At 70.6% G+C, this 21,033-nt stretch carries 14 protein-coding genes and 2 pseudogenes; 8 read left to right on the top strand and 8 right to left on the bottom strand.

Going from position 1 to position 21,033, the window contains the following annotated elements; genetic code table 11:
- Positions 1-33: 33 nt before the first annotated feature.
- Entirely contained in the window at positions 34-1,593 is a 1,560-nt protein-coding gene (purF, locus tag ACTIMO_RS00340) for an amidophosphoribosyltransferase (RefSeq protein WP_055767400.1), read from the top strand.
- Entirely contained in the window at positions 1,590-2,696 is a 1,107-nt protein-coding gene (purM, locus tag ACTIMO_RS00345) for a phosphoribosylformylglycinamidine cyclo-ligase (protein WP_055767397.1), read from the top strand. Before purF ends, purM begins: the two co-directional genes overlap by 4 nt.
- 324 nt (positions 2,697-3,020) lie before the next feature.
- Here purM and ACTIMO_RS00350 read toward each other — a convergent pair whose 3' ends face one another.
- The 3 genes and pseudogenes from ACTIMO_RS00350 to ACTIMO_RS00360 form a co-directional block, all read right to left on the bottom strand.
- Entirely contained in the window at positions 3,021-4,466 is a 1,446-nt protein-coding gene (locus tag ACTIMO_RS00350) for an endo-1,4-beta-xylanase (protein WP_448181105.1), read from the bottom strand.
- Between the two features lie 46 nt (positions 4,467-4,512).
- A pseudogene (locus tag ACTIMO_RS00355) lies at positions 4,513-6,078 on the bottom strand (carbohydrate binding domain-containing protein); the annotation flags it as partial.
- A gap of 153 nt (positions 6,079-6,231) precedes the next feature.
- On the bottom strand, positions 6,232-7,404 hold the full coding sequence (locus ACTIMO_RS00360) for an endo-1,4-beta-xylanase (protein ID WP_055767395.1): 1,173 nt from the start codon (positions 7,402-7,404) through the stop codon (positions 6,232-6,234).
- 203 nt (positions 7,405-7,607) lie between these two features.
- On the opposite strand from ACTIMO_RS00360, the gene ACTIMO_RS00365 reads away from it, so the two are divergent.
- The 3 genes from ACTIMO_RS00365 to ACTIMO_RS00375 all read left to right on the top strand — a co-directional run bounded on the left by ACTIMO_RS00365 (position 7,608) and on the right by ACTIMO_RS00375 (position 11,366).
- A complete protein-coding gene (locus tag ACTIMO_RS00365) occupies positions 7,608-8,609 on the top strand; it encodes a LacI family DNA-binding transcriptional regulator (protein WP_235498652.1) in 1,002 nt (333 codons plus the stop codon).
- Between the two features lie 84 nt (positions 8,610-8,693).
- Entirely contained in the window at positions 8,694-9,884 is a 1,191-nt protein-coding gene (gene xylA / locus ACTIMO_RS00370; RefSeq protein WP_448181106.1) for a xylose isomerase, read from the top strand.
- A gap of 3 nt (positions 9,885-9,887) precedes the next feature.
- A complete protein-coding gene (locus ACTIMO_RS00375) occupies positions 9,888-11,366 on the top strand; it encodes a xylulokinase (RefSeq protein ID WP_448181107.1) in 1,479 nt (492 codons plus the stop codon).
- A 67-nt stretch (positions 11,367-11,433) separates the two neighbouring features.
- On the opposite strand, the gene ACTIMO_RS00380 is transcribed toward ACTIMO_RS00375, so the two are convergent.
- From ACTIMO_RS00380 to ppk2, 3 genes and pseudogenes are all read right to left on the bottom strand, one after another.
- On the bottom strand, positions 11,434-12,054 hold the full coding sequence (locus tag ACTIMO_RS00380; RefSeq protein ID WP_448181108.1) for a hypothetical protein: 621 nt from the start codon (positions 12,052-12,054) through the stop codon (positions 11,434-11,436).
- Positions 12,055-12,366: 312 nt separating this feature from the next.
- Positions 12,367-13,058 (bottom strand): annotated as a pseudogene (locus ACTIMO_RS00385) (histidine phosphatase family protein).
- Positions 13,059-13,063: 5 nt separating this feature from the next.
- Entirely contained in the window at positions 13,064-14,062 is a 999-nt protein-coding gene (gene ppk2, locus ACTIMO_RS00390; RefSeq protein ID WP_422390628.1) for a polyphosphate kinase 2, read from the bottom strand.
- Positions 14,063-14,356: 294 nt separating this feature from the next.
- Here ppk2 and ACTIMO_RS00395 point away from each other — a divergent pair, with 294 nt between their 5' ends.
- Entirely contained in the window at positions 14,357-15,415 is a 1,059-nt protein-coding gene (locus ACTIMO_RS00395) for a LacI family DNA-binding transcriptional regulator (protein ID WP_448181109.1), read from the top strand.
- Positions 15,416-15,509: 94 nt separating this feature from the next.
- Positions 15,510-16,667: an ROK family protein gene (locus ACTIMO_RS00400; RefSeq protein ID WP_448181110.1), complete on the top strand. Its 1,158-nt coding sequence runs from the start codon at positions 15,510-15,512 to the stop codon at positions 16,665-16,667.
- 173 nt (positions 16,668-16,840) lie between these two features.
- On the opposite strand, the gene ACTIMO_RS00405 is transcribed toward ACTIMO_RS00400, so the two are convergent.
- A complete protein-coding gene (locus ACTIMO_RS00405) occupies positions 16,841-17,080 on the bottom strand; it encodes a DUF3073 domain-containing protein (protein WP_055767377.1) in 240 nt (79 codons plus the stop codon).
- 301 nt (positions 17,081-17,381) lie between these two features.
- Here ACTIMO_RS00405 and ACTIMO_RS00410 point away from each other — a divergent pair, with 301 nt between their 5' ends.
- The gene (locus ACTIMO_RS00410; protein ID WP_448181111.1) at positions 17,382-18,323 is read left to right on the top strand and encodes a septum formation family protein; all 942 of its coding nucleotides are present in this window, start codon (positions 17,382-17,384) and stop codon (positions 18,321-18,323) included.
- Between the two features lie 70 nt (positions 18,324-18,393).
- Here ACTIMO_RS00410 and clpB read toward each other — a convergent pair whose 3' ends face one another.
- Positions 18,394-21,006, bottom strand: coding sequence for an ATP-dependent chaperone ClpB (clpB, locus tag ACTIMO_RS00415; protein WP_448181112.1), 2,613 nt, complete (start codon positions 21,004-21,006; stop codon positions 18,394-18,396).
- Positions 21,007-21,033 lie beyond the last annotated feature (27 nt).

Below are 21,033 nucleotides of genomic sequence, written 5' to 3' on the forward strand. Positions count from 1 at the left end.
GGGCGCCATTGCGTGCCGTGAGAGAATGGGCCCATGGTGCGCGGCGACGGACAACTCTCCCACGATCTTCTCCCCGGCGAAAAAGGACCCCAGGATGCCTGCGGCGTCTTCGGCGTCTGGGCGCCCGGTGAGGAGGTCGCCAAACTCACCTACTACGGTCTGTACGCGCTGCAGCACCGGGGCCAGGAATCGGCGGGCATCGCGACCAGCGACGGCCGGCGGATCAACGTCTACAAGGACATGGGCCTGGTGTCCCAGGTCTTCGACGAGTCCACCCTGAACACCCTGACCGGGCACATCGCCGTCGGGCACTGCCGGTACTCCACCACCGGATCCTCCCACTGGGCCAATGCCCAGCCCACCCTGGGCGCCACCGCCGCCGGCACCGTGGCCCTCGCCCACAACGGCAACCTCACCAATTCCGCGGAGCTGTACCAGATGGTGCTGGACCGTCATGGCAAGCCCCGCGCGGGCGAGCTGGCGCAGGGCAACACCACCGACACGGCGCTGGTGACCGCGCTGCTCGGCGGGAACGACGGCCGCTCCCTCGAGGAGACCGCCATGGAGCTCCTGCCGAGCATCCGCGGCGCGTTCTGCTTCGTCTTCATGGACGAGGGCACGCTGTACGCGGCGCGCGATGCCCACGGCGTCCGGCCCCTCGTCCTCGGCCGGCTCGAGCGCGGCTGGGTGGTCGCCTCCGAGCAGGCGGCGCTCGCCACCGTCGGCGCCAGCTACATCCGCGAGATCGAGCCCGGCGAGTTCATCGCCATCGACGAGGACGGCGTGCGCAGCAGCCGCTTCGCCACCCCGACCGCCGCGGGGTGCGTCTTCGAGTACGTCTACCTCGCGCGGCCCGACGCCGCGATCGCGGGCCGGTCGGTCTACGAGTCCCGCGTCGAGATGGGCCGGCAGCTGGCGCGCGAGAACTCCGCCCCGGGAGACATCGTGATCCCCGTCCCCGAGTCCGGGACCCCCGCCGCGGTCGGCTTCGCCGAGGAGTCCGGCATCCCCTTCGCCCACGGTTTCGTGAAGAACGCCTACGTGGGCCGCACCTTCATCCAGCCCAGCCAGACGCTGCGCCAGCTCGGCATCCGGCTGAAGCTCAACGCCCTCGAGTCCGTCATCCGCGGCAAGCGCATCATCGTCGTCGACGACTCGATCGTCCGCGGCAACACCCAGCGCGCCGTCGTCCGCATGCTCCGCGAGGCCGGTGCCGCGGAGGTCCACGTCAAGATCTCCTCGCCGCCCGTGCGCTGGCCCTGCTTCTACGGCATCGACTTCGCCTCGCGCGCGGAACTGATCGCCAACGGCGCGGCGATCGACGAGATCAGCGCCTCGATCGGCGCCGACAGCCTCGCGTACATCTCCGAGGACGGCATGATCGACGCCACGCAGCAGCCCCGGGAGCGCCTCTGCACCGCCTGCTTCACGGGGGTCTACCCCATCGAACTGCCCGACGGCGACCGCCTCGGCAAGAACCTCCTGGAGCGCCTGGACCCCGCCGACAAGTCCGGCGCCACCGGCTGCGATCCCGGGCCCGACGCCGAGTTCGAAGCCGTCCTGACCGCCGAAGACAAGAAGGAACGGGTATGAGCCTCCCCATCACGTACGCCAGTGCCGGAGTGGACGTCGAGGCGGGTGACCGCGCCGTCGAGCTCATGAAGGACGCGGTGCGGGCCACGCACGGCGAGCAGGTCATCGGCGGGGTGGGCGGCTTCGCCGGGCTCTTCGACGTGTCCCGGCTCCTCACCTACACGCGGCCGCTGCTCGCGACGTCGACGGACGGCGTGGGCACCAAGGTCGCGATCGCGCAGGCCATGGACATCCACGACACCATCGGGTTCGATCTCGTGGGCATGGTCGTGGACGACATCGTGGTGGTGGGTGCCGAGCCGCTGTTCATGACCGACTACATCGCCTGCGGCAAGGTGGTCCCGGAGCGGATCGCCGATATCGTCCGCGGCATCGCGGCCGGCTGCTCCCTCGCCGGCACCGCGCTGGTGGGCGGCGAGACGGCCGAGCATCCGGGCCTGCTCGGTGAGCACGAGTACGACGTCGCCGGTGCGGCGACCGGAGTCGTCGAGGCCGACCGCGTCCTGGGCCCGGAGCGTGTGCGGGCGGGCGACGTCGTCATCGGCATGGCGTCCTCGGGCCTCCACTCCAATGGCTACTCCCTGGTCCGCCGGGTCATCAACCAGGCCGGCTGGGCGCTCGACCGCCAGGTCTCCGAGCTCGGCCGCACCCTCGGTGAGGAACTGCTGGAGCCCACACGGATCTACGCCGCCGACTGCCTCGCGCTCGCCCGCAACGACGACGCGCAGGTGCACGGGTTCAGCCACGTCACCGGGGGCGGCCTCGCCGCGAACCTCGCGCGCGTGTTGCCCCGGGGGCTCGAAGCCACGGTGGACCGCTCCACCTGGGAGCTTCCCGCCGTCTTCACGCTGGTCTCGCAGCTCGGCTCCGTGCCCCTGCCCGACCTCGAGCGCACGCTCAACCTCGGCGTCGGGATGGTCGCGATCGTCGGCGCCGACGGAGCCGATGCCGCGCTGGCCCAGCTCGGCGCAGCCGGCGTGCCCTCCTGGGTCATGGGCAGCGTGCAGGTCGCGGGCAGCGGGAGTACCGACGGCCCCGACTACGTGCAGGGAGCCAAGGGCGTCGACGGCGGATCGGTGCGGCTGCTCGGCGCCTACGCCTGACGCACCTGCCGGTCCGTGGCTCGATCCGCTGCGGAACGGCGCATCCGAGCGAGGGCGTTCCGCCTCGCCGTTTCACCCACCAACCAGCTCCGATCCCTGGGTACAGGCGGTCCGGCTCGCCGTTCCGCCCACCGACGACGGGGCCGGTCCGCCTCGCCGTTCCGCCCACCGACCGGCTCCGGTCGCTGGGCGGAGAGGCTTCCTCCCACCGGCCTCCGCCGGTGGGAGGAAGCGCACCCTGCGGAAAGCCGGCCACGGCTCACGACGAAGCCCCCGCCCTCTTCGAGGAGGACGGGGGCTTCGTCGTGCCGGGGGCGGGCAGGCTCAGGGCTTCCCGGGCACCTTGCGCGTCACGACGACGTCGAAGGAGCTGGTCCGGGTGTTCCCCGCCTCGTCCGTCGCCGTGCACGTGACCGTCGTGGTGCCGATGCGGAAGCGGGATCCCGACGCCGGTGCGCAGTCGAGGGGCACCACGCCGTCGAGCGTGTCGATGGCGGACGGCAGGGCGTAGGTCACCTTCGCCCCGCTGGCGCCGTTGGACACCGCCGTGACGTCCGGGGAGACCGCGATGCGCGGGGGCAGGACGTCGGCCGGGCGGGCCGGCAGCCGTGACGGATCGACGATGCCCCAGTAGGCCGGTGTGACCTGCAGGTCGTCGTCGAACGGAAGGGGCTGCTCCCAGGGGCGTGCCATCGGCCACGTCCGCAGCCAGGTGCGCGCGTTGCTGATGCCCCAGAACGTCACGGACTCCACCGAGTCGGCGTGGTCCGTGAGCATCGCGAACAGGTCCCGATAGTAGTAGCCGACCTCCGCAGCAGCATCGGCGTCGTCCCGGAAGGCGGGGCTGTACGGATCCACCGGAGCACCGCTGACGTCGGCTCCCTGGTTCTCGGTGGAAGCGTTGACGTCCAGCTCGGTGATCGCCTGCAGGAGGGTGGGATCGAGTGCCTCGACGGCCTCGATGGCCTCGATGGAATCCTCCAGCCACTGCACGGGCCGGGCGACATCGACGTGGGCCTGGTGCCCCACGCCGTCGATCGGGACGGACCGTGCCTGCAGGGCCCCGATGAGGTCGAGGTAGTCGGCACGCTTCTCGGGCATCTCCGTGTTGTAGTCGTTGATGAACAGCTCCGCGTCGGGGAAGTACCGGTCGGCGAGGCGGAAGGCCTCGTCGACGAAGCCCTCGCCGAGGACCTGGAACCAGCGGCTGTCCCGCATGTCGTGGGGGTTGGCCGTGTCGCCGTCCGCGATGACCTCGTTCACCACGTCCCAGGCCCAGATGGGACTGTCACCGTCGGGATACCGCGCATCGATGTGGTCCGCGATCCCCTTGATGTGGGCCTCCATGCGCGCCTTCAGCAGCGCCTGGTCCGCCGGGCTGTTCGTGAGGTCGCGGTCACCGTCCCTGAAGAACCAGGCCGGGGTCTGGGAGTGCCAGGCCAGGACGTGCCCGTACACCTCGACGTCGTTCTCGTCCGCGAAATCGAGCAGCTGGTCCAGCTGGGTGAAGGTGAACCGCCCCTCCACCGGCTGCACGCTCTCCGGCTTCCCGGCGTTCTCGGGGGTGAAGGCGTTGTGGTGCTTGCGGAGCAGGTCGGCTGCGGCACCCACCGTCTCGCGCGCGTCGATCGCCACGCCGACGTGCTCGATCCCCTGGCTGCCGAGCACGTCCTTCAGCGCCGGCACGTCCGCCTGGATCGGCGTCTCGGCGAACGGTGCCAGGCTGAAGTCGTCGAGCAGGAAGTCGACCCCGGCGGGGGCCCTCGACATAGACCTGCGCCGTGTCGGCCGCAGCGCCGAGCGTGTACGTGCCCTTCAGCTCCGTCCAGCCGTCGGCCGTGACGGACGCGCCCGCGCCGGCGACGCCGTCGTAGGCACTGCCGCCGCCGTTGTCGCGCTGCACCGAGACCTTGAGGGAGGCCGGCTGCTGCCCGGGCGCGAGCCTCGCCCACACCGACACCTCGACGGCGACGCCGACGGGAAGGCCCGCCGTGACATCGAGCGCCGCACCGTGCCAGGGCTGCGTGCGGCCGGTGACCAGCAGGCTGCCGGTCCCGGTGCGGGCATCGGTCGCGGTGGTGACCGAGACGCCGTCGCCCCGGGCGGTCCAGCCGTCCGTGCCGGTCTCGAACCCGGAGGTGATCCCCGCCGTGGCAGCCGCTGCCCCACCCTGCGGGAGCGTGAAGGTCCAGCCCTCGGCCAGCTTCTCGCCCACGACCGTCGCCACGGCGTCAACGGTGTTCGACCGGTCTCCGCCGCCGTCGTGGGCGAGCACCACCGCGCCGGGTGTGAAGGCTGCGCGGAGGTTCGCCGTCAGGGTCTCCTCGCCGAGATCGTTGCCGTCCCAGTCGAAGATGACGTTGCCGAGCCCGAGCGGCTGCATGCCGAGCGCGGCAGCCACCTCGCCGGTGGCACCCCAGCTGCCGTTCGGTGCCCTGAAGTAGGGCACCGGCTGGGCCGGATCGCCGACGGCGGCGCGGATGATGCGGAGGTTCTCCTTGAGGTCCGTCTCCACCTGGCCCTGGGTCCACGATCCCATGTCCGCATAGGACGTCCCGTGGTTGCAGAGCGTGTGCCCCTCGGCGACGATCCGGCGCAGCAGGTCGGCGCCGCCCTCGGCCTGCACGTTCTGGCCGATGATGCAGAAGGTCGCGGTAATGCCGCTGTCCCGGAGGAGATCGAGCACGGCGTTGGTCTCCCCCGGATTGGGACCGTCGTCGAAGGTGAGGGCGACGGCGTTCCCGGTGCCGCGCGCAGCGGCGACGGGCGTGCTCGTGGGGTTGCCCGCACCGCCCGGGACGAAGGCGGGGTCAGGGGTCGGCTGCCAGGTGCCGCCGTCGGCGGATGCCGCCGTGCCGGTGATCACGACGTCGTCCACCAGGTAGTCGTAGGGCGCGCCGAGGTCCGCGGTGCCGAGGTAGGCCCGCAGCGTGGCGGGATCGGCGCCGGCGGGTGCGGTGAAGGTGCCGGAGACCGTGGTCCAGGCGTCGGCCGAGACGGTGGTGTTGCCGACCCAGCTGTACGCGGGTTCGACGACGAAGCGGGCCGAGGCTGTCGTACCCGGTGCGGACGCCAGCTTCAGCTGCGCGGAGAACGTGTAGGTGCCGCCCGCCTGCAGCAGGTTCGCAGGCGTCTTGATGCCGTCGTAGTCGTTGGCACGGCCGGTCACGAGGAGGGCCTTGTCGCCGCCGTCCTCGACGACGGACAGGGTGGCGGCACCGTTCTGCACGAGGGGGCCGGGATCGCCGTCCTCGAAGTCCTCACTGAGGATCACGGTGGGCTCATCGGGGTCGGCGGCCTGCGCGGCCGGGAGCGTGAGGGCTCCGGCCCCGGCCATCAGCCCGAAGGCCGTGGCGCCTGCGATCAGACGTCGTTGTCTCATGGTTCTCCTTCGTCGTGCGTCCGGCCCCCGCGGGAACCGGACAGCAGCCGCGGAACGCGGCGGTGGGGGTGCGATGGTCACGCACGGGTGCTGCGGGTGATACCTGTGCGGGGCGGGCGCGGTCCCCCTCCGCGCCCGCCCCGCAGTGCTCGACTAGCGGTTGCCGCGTCCCGGGGACGCCTGCTCGAGCGTGTCCTGCAGTACGTAGTAGGCGGGCTTGCGGGTGAAGTCGTCCTCCATGACGGTGGCTTCGCCCTCACCGGTGAAGAAGACGGGGACCCAGGAGTACTTGTCCGTGAAGCCCCAGATGGTGAAGGAGTTGCATTCCTCGACCGACACGCAGGCCTCGAGGGCCCGCTGGTAGTAGCCCGCCTGGGTGGCGAGCTGCGCGGCGGTCGGCTCGGTGCCGGCCGCGACGTCCATGCGGACGTCGATCTCCGTGATCGCGGTCTCCAGTCCCAGGTCGTCGAAACGCTGCAGATTCGCCTGCAGGTCTCCCGGGAAGCCGTAGCGCGTGCTCAGGTGCCCCTGGATGGCGAATCCGTCCACCGGTACGCCCTCGGCCTGCAGGCGCGGGATCAGCTCGAGGTAGGCGTTGCTCTTCGCGTTGACGCCCTCGACGCCGTAGTCGTTGAAGAAGAGCCTGGCCTTCGGATCCGCCTCGTGCGCCCAGCGGAACGCGTCGGCGATGATCTCCGGACCCAGCTCGCGGATCCAGATGTTGTCGGTGGTGCGCAGGGTCCCGTTGTCGTTGAAGATCTCGTTGGCGACGTCCCACTGCTGGATCCTGCCCGCATAGCGCCCGACCACGGTCTGGATGTGGTCCTTCAGGATGGCCCGCAGCTCCTCCTTCGTGAAGTTCCCCTCCTCGAGCCACTCCGGGTTCTGGCTGTGCCAGAAGAGGGTGTGCCCGCGGACCACCTGCTTGTTGGCCTGGGCGAACTGCACGATGGCGTCCATCTCGGCGAACCGGTAGGTGCCCTGTTCCGGGTGGACGAACTCCCACTTGAGCTGGTTCTCCGGGGAGACGGAGTTGAACTCGGCCGCGAGGCGTCCGCGGTACTCCTGGTCGAAGGTGAACGGGTCGGGATAGGGCTGCGTCTCGTGGTGTCCGCCGCCCGCCACGGCGGTGCCGATCCTGAGGTCCTTCGGCGCGACCCAGCGCAGGGTGTCCTTCTTGTCGTCTCCTTTCCCGATCCGCTTCTCCATTCCCTTCTCGATCCCTGGGGACCGTGAGGGCTGGGATGCGGCGTGGGCGGGCAGTGCCAGGGGAAGGATCATGGTCGACGCGAGGACTGCGGCGGCGATGGATGAACGGACCTGCATGAGCTCTCCTTTGAGGTACCTGAGGTGCGGCTACCGATACTGTGATCAGAATTTTCCGGAAGTTTCCGGAAAGACCGTTGCTGTAGGTTAGGAACATCGCACCCGGAACGTCAAGGGTGCTGTCGAAGATGGCTACGGGGGTGCGCTGATGCCTCTTCGGTGTTCCCAGGGAGGACGATGTGCAGGACAATGCCCAACCCGCGGTGACCATCTCTGCCATCGCAGCCGCTGCAGGCGTCTCGGTACCGACGGTCTCCCGCGTCCTCAACGGCAGGTCCGACGTCGCCTCCGGCACCCGCGAACGCGTCGAGGCGTTGCTGCGTGAGTCCGGCTACCGACGCCGTGGTGCCGTCGTCGCCGCGCCGTCCGGGCTGGTCGACCTCGTCTTCAACGACCTGGACAGCCCGTGGGCGGTGGAGATCATCCGCGGGGTGGAAGAAGCGCTCAACAGCGAGGGACTCTCCGTCGTCGTCTCGGCGATCCACCGCCGCGGCAGCGCGGACTCGACCCGCAAGTGGCTCGACACGCTGGGCGCCCGGCCCAGCGACGGAGCCATCCTGGTCACGACCGACCTCGACTCCTTCCTCCACGCCGAGTTGCAGCGGCTTCACCTTCCGATCGTGGTGATCGATCCCGCCGGGGTGCCCGACCTGGAGGTGCCGACCATCGGCGCGACGAACTGGACCGGCGCCGTGAACGCCACGGAATACCTGATCCAGCAGAATCATCGCCGCATCGGCTTCGTGGCGGGGCGCCCGGGGATCTGGTGCAGCCGGGCACGCCTGGACGGATACCGCGCCGGTCTCGAGGCGGCCGGCATCGCCGTGGACCCGGACCTCGTCCAGGACGGCGACTTCGACTACGCCTCCGGCTTCAGGGCCGGCACCGCCCTCCTCGCGCTGCCGGACCGTCCGAGCGCCATCTTCGCGGCGAGCGACCAGATGGCGCTCGGCGTGTACGAGGCCGCACGGCAGCAGGGACTGCGCATCCCCGACGACCTCAGCGTGGTGGGCTTCGACGACCTGCCCGAAGCCGGCTGGGCCTCCCCTCCCCTGACGACCATCCGCCAGCCCCTCTCCGACATGGGCACGCTGGCCGCCCGGACGCTGGTCCGGTTGATCCGCGGCGACGCGGTGGAGAGCCCCCGCATCGAGCTGTCCACCCGGCTCGTCCAGCGCGCCAGCGTCCAGGCGCCCGGAACCTGACGTCGGATTGCTGCTTGACTCCCGGCGAAAAGCTAATATGTTTGTAACGACAACATATTCGTCACACACCCTCTGGAGCACTCAATGGCGATCGAGCCCACCCGCGACGACAAATTCTCCTTCGGACTCTGGACGGTGGGCTGGGAAGCCCAGGACCAGTTCGGCTCCGCGACCCGCCCGCCCCTCGACGCCGTCGAGGCCGTCAACCGCCTCAGCGACCTCGGCGCGTACGGCATCACCTTCCACGACGACGACCTCTTCCCCTTCGGTTCGACGGCCGACGAGCGCCGGAGCCAGATCGACCGCCTGAAGGGCGCCCTCGACTCCACGGGCCTGATCGTCCCGATGGTCACCACGAACCTCTTCAGCCACCCCGTCTTCAAGGACGGCGGCTTCACCAGCAACGACCGCGGCGTCCGCCGCTTCGCCCTGCGCAAGGTCCTCGACAACATCGACCTCGCCGCGGAGCTCGGCGCGAAGACCTTCGTGATGTGGGGTGGACGCGAGGGCAGCGAGTACGACGCCGCCAAGGACATCCGCGGCGCCCTCGAGCGCTACCGCGAGGCCGTCAACCTGCTCGGCGACTACGTCACCGACAAGGGCTACGACATCCGCTTCGCGATCGAGCCGAAGCCCAACGAGCCGCGCGGCGACATCCTGCTGCCCACGCTCGGACACGCGATGGCCTTCATCGAGACCCTCGAGCGCCCCGAGCTCGTCGGCATCAACCCCGAGACGGGCCACGAGCAGATGGCCGGCCTGAACTTCACGCACGGGATCGCGCAGGCGCTCTACCAGGGCAAGCTGTTCCACATCGACCTCAACGGCCAGCGGAGCATCAAGTTCGACCAGGACCTGGTGTTCGGCCACGGCGACCTGCAGAACGCCTTCTCGCTCGTGGATCTGCTCGAGAACGGCGGGCCCGACGGCGGCCCTGCCTACGACGGCCCCCGCCACTTCGACTACAAGCCGAGCCGCACCGAGGACATGGACGGCGTCTGGGACTCGGCTGCCGCGAACATGCAGACCTACCTCCTGCTCAAGGAACGCGCCGCGGCCTTCCGTGCGGATCCCGAGGTGCAGGCCGCACTGTCCGCCTCGCGCGTCTCCGAGATCAACGAACCCACGCTGAACAGCGGGGAGGGCTACGAGGCCCTGCGCGCCGACCGCTCCGCCTACGAGGACTTCGACGCCGACGCCTACTTCAACGGCAAGGGCTTCGGCTTCGTGAAGCTGCAGCAGCTCTTCATCGAGCACCTCCTCGGGGCCCGCTGATCCATGGCCCTCGTCACCGGCGTCGACTCCTCGACGCAGAGCTGCAAGGTCGTCGTCGTCGACACCGCGACCGGCGCCGAGGTCCGCACCGGACGTGCCCTCCACCCGGAGGGCACGGAGGTCGACCCGGAAGCGTGGTGGCAGGCACTGCTCGCCGCACTGGAGGAGGCGGACGGCCTCGGCTCCGACGTCGACGGCCTGGCGATCGCCGGCCAGCAGCACGGCATGGTGCTGCTGGGCCACGACGGCAGGGTCCTGCGGGACGCGCTCCTGTGGAACGACACCCGGTCCGCGGGCGCTGCCGAGGACCTGATCGGCGAACTCGGCCTCGCGGACCTGGTGGCCCGCACCGGGTCCGCGCCCGTGGCGTCCTTCACCGGCACGAAGGTGCGGTGGGTCCGTGACGCCGAACCCGACGTCGTCCCGGGCATCGCCGCCGTGGCCCTGCCGCACGACTGGCTGACCTGGCGGCTGCGCGGCTTCGGACCCGACGGTGGGTCGCCGCTCGGACCGGTGCTCGACGAACTCGTGACCGACCGCTCGGACGCGAGCGGCACCGCCTACTGGAATCCGACCACCGGGGATTACGACCTCCCGCTCTTCGAGCAGATGCTGGGCCGCCCGGCCCGCGAGGCGCAGGCCGGGGACGCCGGGGACCCGGACGCCGTCGTACTTCCGCGCGTGCTGGGACCTGCCGCTGCAGCTGGGACGGTGCACGCCGCCCACCTCGCGTCGGCCGACCGGCGCATCGTCCTCGGACCCGGCGCGGGCGACAACGCCGGCGCCGCCCTGGGGCTCGGCGCGGAGGAGGGGGACGTCGTCGTGTCCCTCGGGACCAGTGGCACGGTCTTCGCCGTCGCCGCGGACGCCGTGGCGGACGCGTCCGGGACCGTGGCCGGCTTCGCCGATGCCAGCGGGCTGTTCCTGCCCCTCGTGGCGACGCTCAACGCCGCGCGGGTCCTCTCGTCCGTCGCGAACGTGCTGGGGGTCGATCACGACGGACTCGCGGAGCTTGCCCGCAGCGCCGGACCGGGGGCAGGGGGCGTCGTCCTCGTCCCCTACTTCGAGGGTGAGCGCACACCCAACCTGCCGACGGCCAAGGCGAGCTTCCACAACCTGAGCATCGCCTCGGCCACCCGGGGGAACATGGCCCGTGCGGCCATCGAGGGCATGCTCTGCGGCCTGGCCGACGCACTGGACGCCGTCCGCGCAGCCGGCGTCGTCCCCCGGCACCTCCTGCTGATCGGCGGCGCCACCCAGAACGGAGCGGTCCAGGACGTGGCCGCACAGGTCTTCGACCTGCCCGTCCGCATCCCGGCGCCCGGGGAGTACGTGGCGCGGGGCGCGGCGGTCCAGGCGGCGTGGGTCCTCGCCGGAGCACGGCCGGCCTGGCCGGTCGCCACCCTCGAGGACCGTGCGTCGGACCACCGGCCGGTGATCCGCGAGCAGTACCGGTCAGCCCTGGCGTCGCTCTCGTTCTGACATCCCGCGCACAGCGGAAAGGCACCCCCGACCGGGGGTGCCTTTCTGCTCTCGAGGCCCGCGCAGCCTACCGGTGGGTCTGGTGGTCGATACCGACCTGGTCGACCTTGCGGTGGAAGTGCATGCCCGCCTTGCCACCGAGGATCGCCGCGACGAGCGGGACGAGGAGGGCGATGGCCAGGGCGATGAGGCCGCTGGCGGTCAGCATGTCCCGGTCGAAGCGGATGCTGGGCGCACCGTTGAGGTTCGAGAGCACGTTGAACTGGTCGCCGGCGACCGCGGCGAGGATCGCGAGGACGATCGCGACGATGATGCCCCACAGCCAGACGGCGAGGCCCTGCTTGGCGCCGTCGAACCGGGCCATCCGGCCGGCCACGTACCCGCCGCAGTAGTAGGCGATGAACAGGATCACGGCGAGGACGATCCCGCTCACGATCCCGATGGTCTGGGCGTTCTGCTGGGCCTGGTCGGCCGCCTCGTTCGCGCTGCTGGAGGTGGAGGCCCCGATGCCGACGCCGATCGCCGTCGCCAACGCGCTGAGGATGACGGTCAGGCCGATCGCCGTCAGCCACCCGAAGAACGCCGACCCGAACTTGATGCCGCCGAACTGCTCCTTCTCCGCCGCGACGACATCGTTCCGCCGGCTCTTCGGGGTGCTCGCACCCGATGTGTTCTCTGCTGTTGACATGATGCTCGCGCTCCTTGGTGAGTAGGGATGACCAGCCCGGCCGGCTCCTGCTCCGGATCGGGATGATCAGTCTGCTTACTACCGTGACGCAGTGGTGCTGGTCCGCGCAAGCTCCTTAAGTTGCCCACCGTGCACCTTCGAGCCGCACGACGCTCCGGACGGACCGCTCGGCGCGTCCTTGCGCGCCGATCGTCAGCCGCAGGAGGGCGTTGTCCGCAGCGCAGCCGAGATCCGGCCGTCAGTGCCGCTTGCCAAGGGTCCGTCGGCATGCTTGCAGTGCCGTTGCCTGCGAGGCTACCCGCACCTCCCGCCTCAGCCGGGGTGCGGCGACTCCTCGGCGACCTGCTCCGCACTCTCGCCTGTCACGTCGGTGGCCGAGTGGTCCGCCGGCTTCGGGCCACCGAGCGGTTCGGGGTGCCATGCCTCCAGGTGCCAGCCGACGGTCGGGCACCCGTCGAGAACTTCGGCGCCCGTGTTCCGGATGTCCAGCTGCGCGGCCCGATCGCCGTGCATCCCGGAGCGGATGGCCGTGTAGACGCGGATCGCTGCACCGTGGGTGACGACGGCGACGGTGTGCTGGTCCCGGTATGACCGGGCGAGGCGACCTATCGCGGCATCGAACCGTTCGAGGAAGCCGTGCCCGTCCGCCCCGCCGGGGAGCGTCCGGTCGAGGTCACCGTGCATCCAGCCGACCAGGCAGGCAGCGCACTCCTGGCGGGCCACCGCGTCGGCGCGCATCTCCAGGGCGCCCGCCGTGATCTCCTCGAGCCCGGGCACCACCTGCACCGACAGGGACCGCGCAGCGCCGAGGGGTGCCGCGGTGAGCTGCGTCCGCAGCAGGGCGAGGCATGGATGCCGACGATCGGCTCACGGGCCAGGGCCACCGGAAGAGCCGCGGCCTGCGCTTCGCCGAGGGCCGTGAGTGGCGCTCCGGGAAACGCCGTGTCCAGCGCTCCGACCACATTGCTCGGGGTCTGGCCGTGCCGGATCAGGATCAGCCGCACGGGCGCTAGTCACCCACGGCGTCGCGGCCGCGCTGGACGATCAGCGGATCCGCTCCGTACACCACGTCCGGATCCTTGTCCTCGTAGTCGAACTGGTCCAGGAAGTAGCGCATGGCATTGAGCCGCGCGCGCTTCTTGTCGTTCGACCGTACCGTGATCCAGGGCGCATGATCGGTGTCCGTCCGCAGGAACATCGCCTCCTTCGCCGCCGTGTAGTCGTCCCAGCGATCGAGGGACGCGAGGTCCATGGGGGACAGCTTCCACCGGCGCACGGGGTCGATCTGCCGGATGGCGAAGCGGGTCCGCTGCTCGCGACGCGTGACGGAGAACCAGAACTTCGTGAGATGAATCCCGGAATCCACCAGCATCTTCTCGTATCCGGGTACCTGCTGCATGAAGGTCTCGTACTCGTCGTCCGTGCAGAACCCCATGACCCGCTCCACATTCGCCCGGTTGTACCAGGAGCGGTCGAACATCACGATCTCCCCGGTGGTCGGCAGGTGCTGGACGTAGCGCTGGAAGTACCACTGGCCCTGTTCCCGGTCCGACGGCTTGCCCAGCGCCACGGACCGTGCAGCACGCGGATTGAGGTGCTCGGAGAACCGTTTGATGGTGCCGCCCTTGCCCGCGGCATCCCTGCCTTCGAAGACGATCACGTGCCGCAGGTCGTGGTCCTGCCCCCAGTACTGAAACTTGAGAAGCTCGATCTGCAACCGGTACTTCTCCAGCTCGTAGGCCTGTCGCGTGACGCGCTCGTCGTAGGGGTAGTCCTCACGCCAGGTCTCCACGGCCGACCCGCCGGGGTCGATCAGCTCGGGATCCTGGCCCTGGCCACCGCGGACCGTGTAGCCCTCGCTCACGAGGTGGTCGATCGCCTCGCGGAGGTTCTCGCGGATCCAGCCCTGCTCGTCGGAGTCCCAGGAGCGCCCCGGCTGTGTCAGGGCGTCCGCCCTTTCGCGGAGACGGGCTTCGTCCGGCAGCGGGGTGTCGTCGTGGGAGGTCATGAAGCCAGATAACCACGGGGGCGGAACCGGGCGCCACCGCGGATGCCGGGATTCGCGCCTGTTCACCGGGGCGCCGGACGGCCCACCGCGGCGTCCGCCGGCGCTGCGGGACAGCCAGGGTCAGAAGTTCCTGGGTGAACGCCGTCCGAAAGTTTTGACATCTGCGTCGATAGCCAGGTGGTGCCGAGAGCTTCCGCCGGTCACGCCTCAGCACGAGATCCTCTCCGCAGCGGGGCATACTCCGCACCTGGCGGCGCCTGCATCGCGCTCAGGCGCCGAGGTAAGCTGTCCCGCATGTCGATCCCGGCGGAAGAACCGCGCGTCACCCTCGCCCAGCTGGCAACTGCGGCGGGCGTCTCCCTCTCCACCATCTCCAAGGTGCTGAACGGCCGGTCCGACGTCTCCTCGAAAACCCGATCGAAAGTTGAGGAGCTCCTCGAGGAGCATGGGTACCGGCGCCGCCTCGTGTCCGCCAGTCAGTCCGCCCTGGTGGAACTCGTCTTCCACGAGCTCGAGAGCGCCTGGGCGCTGGAGCTGATCCGCGGGGTGGAGAACGTGGCGCGCGAACACGGGATGAGCGTGGTCCTGACCGAGTCAGGGACGCGGCACGCCCCCGGCCCGGAGTGGATCGAGGGCGTGATGGCCCGCCGTCCCGCCGGCGTCGTGCTCGTCTTCTCCGACCTGCCGCAGGACTATCGGGCCAAGCTGGCAGCCCGCTCCATCCCGTTCGTCATCATCGATCCCGCGGGCGACCCCTCCCCCGACGTCCCGTCCGTCGGGTCGGCGAACTGGTCGGGCGGCATGATGGCCACGCGCCACCTGATCGATCTGGGCCACACGAGGATCGCCACCATCAGCGGCCCCGAGGACATGATGTGCTCCCTCGCACGCATCGACGGCTACCGGTCCGCGATGGGCATGGCCGGCCTGCCGATCGAACCAGGCTTCATCCGGTACGGCAACTTCCACGTGGACGGCGGACGCGACCACGCGTTCACCCTGCTCCGCAGGCCGCACCCGCCCACCGCCATCTTCGCGGGCAGCGACCTGCAGGCGCTCGGCGTGCTCGACGCCGCCCGTCAGATCGGCCTCCGCGTGCCGGACGAGCTCTCGATCGTCGGGTACGACGACCTGCAGCTGGCGCAGTGGTCCAGCCCGGCCCTGACCACCGTCCACCAGCCGCTCATCCAGATGGCGGAGGAGGCCACGCGGATGGTCCTCCGGCTGCGGGACGGCGAGCGGCCCAACAACCTGAGGCTCGACCTCGCGACCAGCCTGGTGGTCCGCCAGAGCACCGCGGCCCCGTCCGAGGGGTCGGCACGGGCTACGACGGCCGCCCAGCAGCGCGCCTGACCGCCACCCGGGCAGCGGCTCCGTCGAGGGTCTGGATACGATGGGGCCTGATCAGGTGGGCGGAGGCCTCCTGCGGAGCGAAGGAGGCCAGGACGTGCGGTCGTCACCCGGCACACTGAACGGTACCGAGGGTCTCCGCGCGCAGAACCTGTCCCAGATCCTGACGATGGTCCACCGCCACGGCCCCCTCTCCCGCTCGGAGCTGACCCGGCGCACGGGTTTCAACCGATCGACCGTCGGCGCCCTCGTCCTCGCCCTGACCGGGAAGAACCTGGTCCGCGAGACGGAGCCCACCGGCGGCCGCGTGGGACGGCCCAGCCCGATCGTCGAGGCCAACCCCGGTATCGCCGTCCTCGCCGTCAATCCGGACATCGACGCCCTGACGGTCGGCGTCGTCGGGCTCGGCGGCCGGGTGCACGCTCGCGTCCGGCGGGAGACCGACACCCTGCCCACCCTCGACGACACCGTCCGCCTCACCGGGGAGATCGTGGCCGATCTCGAACCCGTCCTCACAGGCCTCGACCGCCTGCTCGGGGTGGGGATCGCCCTGCCCGGGCTGGTCAATGCCGGGACCGGCCGCGTCCTCGTGGCGCCGCACCTCGGCTGGCGGGACACCGACCTCACCGGACCCTTCGGCTCGGCACTGGCGCTGCCGGCCGTGGCGGCGAACGATGCCTCGCTCGGATCGCTGGCCGAGAGCATCTTCGGCGCCGCCCTCGGTGTTGCGGATGCCGTCTACCTCAATGGGAGCGCGAGTGGCATCGGCGGCGGGATCGTGACCGGCGGCGCGCAACTGGTCGGCAGCCGCGGGTACGGCGGCGAACTGGGGCACACCCTCGTCAGCCCGGGCGGATCGCCCTGCCACTGCGGCCGGTCCGGCTGCCTCGACGCCGAGGTGCGGCTGGAACGCCTGCTGGAGGCTGCAGAAGCAGACGGGGGAGGCATCGAGGCCCTGGAACGCCTGCTGTCCGGAGACCCCGGCAAGGAGGTCCTCGCCGAAGCGGAACGGCAGGTGGGGCTGCTCGCCGTCGCCCTCGTCGACTTCGTCAACATCTTCGACCCCGAGCTGATCGTGCTCGGCGGTTTCCTGGGTTCACTCGTCGGTTTCGCCGGCGCTCGCCTCGAGGACGCGGTGAACGAGGCATCGCTGGCAGGACGGGTCGACGTCCGCCGCGCGGCACTGGGGCCGGAGCTGCTCCTCGTCGGGGCGGCCGAACTGGCCTTCCAGCCCCTGCTCGCCTCACCCGCCTGACGAGGACGCCCGGTCTGCCCGGCGGCAGTGCCTTGCGGACCGGCGTGCGCGGACGCGGCGTGGAGCCCGGAGCGCGAGGCCACCCTTCGTCGCTTTCCGGGCACACAGAACGGCGCATCGCCCGTCAGGGCTGATGCGCCGTGTGCGGTTCACCGATGGATGCCGGAGCCGGGTCAGCCGGTGCGGCGCGTGCCGCTCCCCTCACCGTCGTCGTCGACCTCGTCGGCGTACTTGTCCGCATATTCCGAGTAGTCAGGCTCGACCGGCTCGATGGGTTCGGTACGTCGGGTGGAAGCACGACTACCCGGGCCTGTGAGCTCTCGCTGCAGTGCCGAATAATCAGTGGACGGGCTGAAATACTTCATGTCCCGTGCCTGCTTGGTAGCTTTTGCCTTTTGACGGCCGCGCCCCATGGCGTGACCCCCTTTTTGCGTCGATCCGGAGGTGGTCACTGGGGCGCGAGGCCCAAGGCTGCAGCGAGGCCCCGGAGTATTCGGTCAATTTGTCGTAAGTATAGGTTACATGCTTTCGAGGACACCCCCATGCCGGGCGGTCGAGGCGCGGACACGATGCCCCGGCCTGCCCCGAACGAGCCCGCGGGCGTCCCGCGGAGGACGAGGACCGTGACGGCGGCGGGTTTGTCGCTAGAGTCGACATCGATGCCGGAGGGCCCCGACGACGAGCCAAGGAACCACGAGGAGACAGCGACCCACCATGAGTGACGAGGAGCAGGTACCGGGGCGTCCCGGCCACGAGCCGGAGGCCTCGGCCGGCGCGGGACATGACGGTGCGGTGACTGGCCGACCGGGCACCGGTCCGGGCAGCGATCAAGACGTCGAAAAGGGCGGCGACGCAGGCACCGACGCGGGAGCACTGCCTCCAGGCTCGCCGGCGGTCGATCCTCAGGGCACGGAAGCGGCCCTGGACACGGATCCCGTCGGCGGACCCTACGCCTTCGCCCCACGCGGCGGCGAGGTCGGCCTCGGCGATCCGGGCGTCTATCCGGGCACCGATCCTGCGTCCGTGAGCACGGCAGCCGCCGCAGGAGACGCGGGAGCCGCAGGAGTCACCGCCGGGCTGCCCTCGGGAGAAGCGGACGGCGGCCGGTCCGCTCGGGGCGCGAGGGCCTGGATCCCCACGACGCCGGACGGCGGGACGGACGGGCACCCGAAGCGCGACCGTACACGCTCACGTCGCGGCGGCCGTCCCCTCCTCCTGCTCGTCGGCGGCGCAGTGGTCCTCCTCGGCCTCCTGGTGTGGGTACTGGTGGCCCTCTTCGGCGGGTCCGAGGACGAGGACCGTGTGGACCCGTCGTCGATCGCGGCGGGTGAGTGCCTCGCGGACTTCACCGTGATCACCGAGGAGGCGGTGCTGGTCCGGTGCACCGAGCCCCACAACGCACAGCTCGTGGCCACCGAGGAGTACCCGGAGGACGCCGACTTCCCCGGGCGGGACCAGCTCGGCCTCCGCGCGGAGGCTGCGTGCGCCTCGGCGTCGGAGGACATCGATCCGGACGTCGTCACGGCCGATCTGCAGGTCACCCTGCTGCGGGCGACCCCCACTGCCGAGACGTGGGCGGACGGGGACCGGCGCGTCGACTGCTTCGCCGTCGTGGAGAACGGCGACGCGATCGAGCAGAGCCTCCTGGCCCCCTAGGCACGGCACGCAGGAGGGGAGGGACCCTGCGGTCCCTCCCCTCCTGCGTGCTCGGCCGGTTCCGCCCTGCTCAGCGGGCGGCACGCACCACCAGGCCCTCGGCTCCGTCCGGGTCCAGGGCGTCCGCCCCGGGGCGGTCCACGACGACGGTGTCGCCGTCGACGATCTCACCCGCCAGGATGCCCCGCGCCAGCCGGTCGCCGATCTCGCGCTGCACGAGCCGGCGCAGCGGTCGGGCTCCGTACGCCGGATCGAACCCGGTCAGGGCGAGCCATTCTCCCGCGGCGGCACTGACCTCGAGCTCGAGCCGACGGTCGCGCAGCCTGTCACCCAGCGCGCGGACCTGCAGGTCGACGATCCGCGAGAGCTCATCGAGGCCCAGCGGATCGAAGATCACGACGTCGTCGAGCCTGTTGAGGAACTCGGGCCGGAAGGCGGCATTGACGGAGGCCATCACGCCCGACCGCTTCGCGGCATCGTCGAGGGACGGATCCACGAGGAACTGCGACCCCAGGTTCGAGGTCAGCACGAGGATCACGTTCCGGAAGTCCACCGTGCGGCCCTGACCATCGGTGAGGCGACCGTCATCGAGCACCTGCAGGAGCAGGTCGAAGACCTCGGGGTGGGCCTTCTCCACCTCGTCGAGCAGCACCACGCTGTAGGGCCGGCGGCGGACCGCCTCGGTGAGCTGGCCGCCCTCCTCGTAGCCCACGTACCCCGGCGGTGCGCCGACCAGCCGCGCGACGGAGTGCTTCTCCGAGTACTCGGACATGTCGATCCGGATCATGGCCCGCTCGTTGTCGAACAGGAAGTCCGCGAGCGCCTTGGCGAGTTCCGTCTTGCCGACGCCGGTCGGACCGAGGAAGAGGAAGGATCCTGTGGGCCGGTTCGGATCGGACACGCCGGCGCGGGCCCGCCGCACGGCGTCGGAGACCGCCGCGACAGCCGTCCGCTGCCCGATCAGGCGGGCACCGATGACCTCCTCCATGGCGAGCAGCTTCTCGCTCTCGCCCTGCAGCATGCGACCGGCGGGGATTCCCGTCCACGCGGAGATCACCTCGGCGATGTCGTTCGCCGAGACCTCCTCGGCGACCATGAGATCGGGAGTGTTCGCCGTCTGCTCCTCCGCCGCCTGGGCCTCCCGCAGCTCGCGCTCCACCCGGGGGATCTCGCCGTACAGGATGCGCGACGCCGTCTCGAGGTCGCCTTCCCGCTGGGCACGGTCGGCGTGCGAGCGCAGGTCGTCGAGCGAGGCCTTGAGGTCACCCACGCGGTTGAGACCTGCCTTCTCGGCCTCCCACCGCGCATTGAGTCCGTCCAGTTCCTCCTGGCGGTCGGCCATCTCGGCGCGCAGCGCCTGGAGCCGTTCGGCGGATGCCTCGTCCTTCTCCCGGGAGAGGGCCATCTCCTCCATGTGCATGCGCTCCAGGGACCGACGCAGCTCGTCGATCTCCACGGGTGCGGAGTCGATCTCCATGCGGAGGCGTGAAGCCGCCTCGTCGACGAGGTCGATCGCCTTGTCGGGGAGCTGCCGGCCCGGGATGTAGCGCTGGGACAGGGTGGCCGCCGCGACCAGGGCGGAGTCGGCGATGGAGACCTTGTGGTGCGCCTCGTACCGCTGCTTCAGGCCACGCAGGATCCCGATGGTGTCGGGCACGGACGGCTCGCCGACATACACCTGCTGGAACCGGCGTTCCAGCGCCGGGTCCTTCTCGACGTTCTCGCGGTACTCGTCGAGCGTCGTCGCGCCGATGAGGCGCAGTTCCCCGCGCGCCAGCATGGGCTTGAGCATGTTGCCGGCGTCCATGGAGCCCTCGGACGCACCGGCACCGACGACGGTATGGAGCTCGTCGATGAACGTGACCACCTGGCCGCCGGACGAGCGGATCTCGTCGAGCACGGCCTTCAGCCGCTCCTCGAACTCGCCACGGTACTTGGCACCCGCGATCATCGACCCGAGATCGAGGCTGATGAGGGTCTTCCCACGCAGCGACTCCGGGACGTCACCGGCGACCATGCGCTGGGCGAGGCCCTCGACGACGGCGGTCTTGCCGACACCGGGCTCGCCGATGAGCACCGGATTGTTCTTGGTGCGCCGGCTGAGGACCTGGACCACGCGGCGGATCTCGGCGTCCCGCCCGATCACGGGATCCAGCCTGCCGCTCCGGGCCACCTCCGTGAGGTCCACGCCGAACTTCTCGAGAGCCTGGAAGGTGTTCTCCGGGTCGGGGGTGGTGACGCGGCGGTCACCCCGCACGCCGGGCAGGGCCGAGGCGAGCGCTTCGCGGGTGAGTCCGAGACCGCGGAGGATCGACCCCGCGGCCCCGCCGTCGGCGGCGAGGGCGAGGAGGAGGTGCTCGGTCGAGACGAACTGGTCCCCGAGTGTCTCGGCCTCCTGCTGGGCTGCGCTGACGACATTCAGCGCGCCGCGGGAGAACTGCGGCTGCGCGACGGAGGAGCCGGACGACGACGGCAGGGCCTTGATGGCGGAACTCGCCTGCACGCTGATGGTGTCCGGGTCGGCGCCGGCGGCCTTCAGGAGCGCGACGGCGATGCCGTCGCGCTGGTCCATGAGCGCCTTGAGGAAGTGCGGTGCGTCGATCTGGGCGTTGCCCGCCGTGGAGGCGTTCATGGCCGCCGCCGACAGCACCTCACGGCTCTTGGTGGTGAAATTGGTGTCCACGCGCGGTTCCTCCCCTGGTCGTACAGT

It is taken from the genome of Arthrobacter sp. CP30 (genome assembly GCF_053470025.1).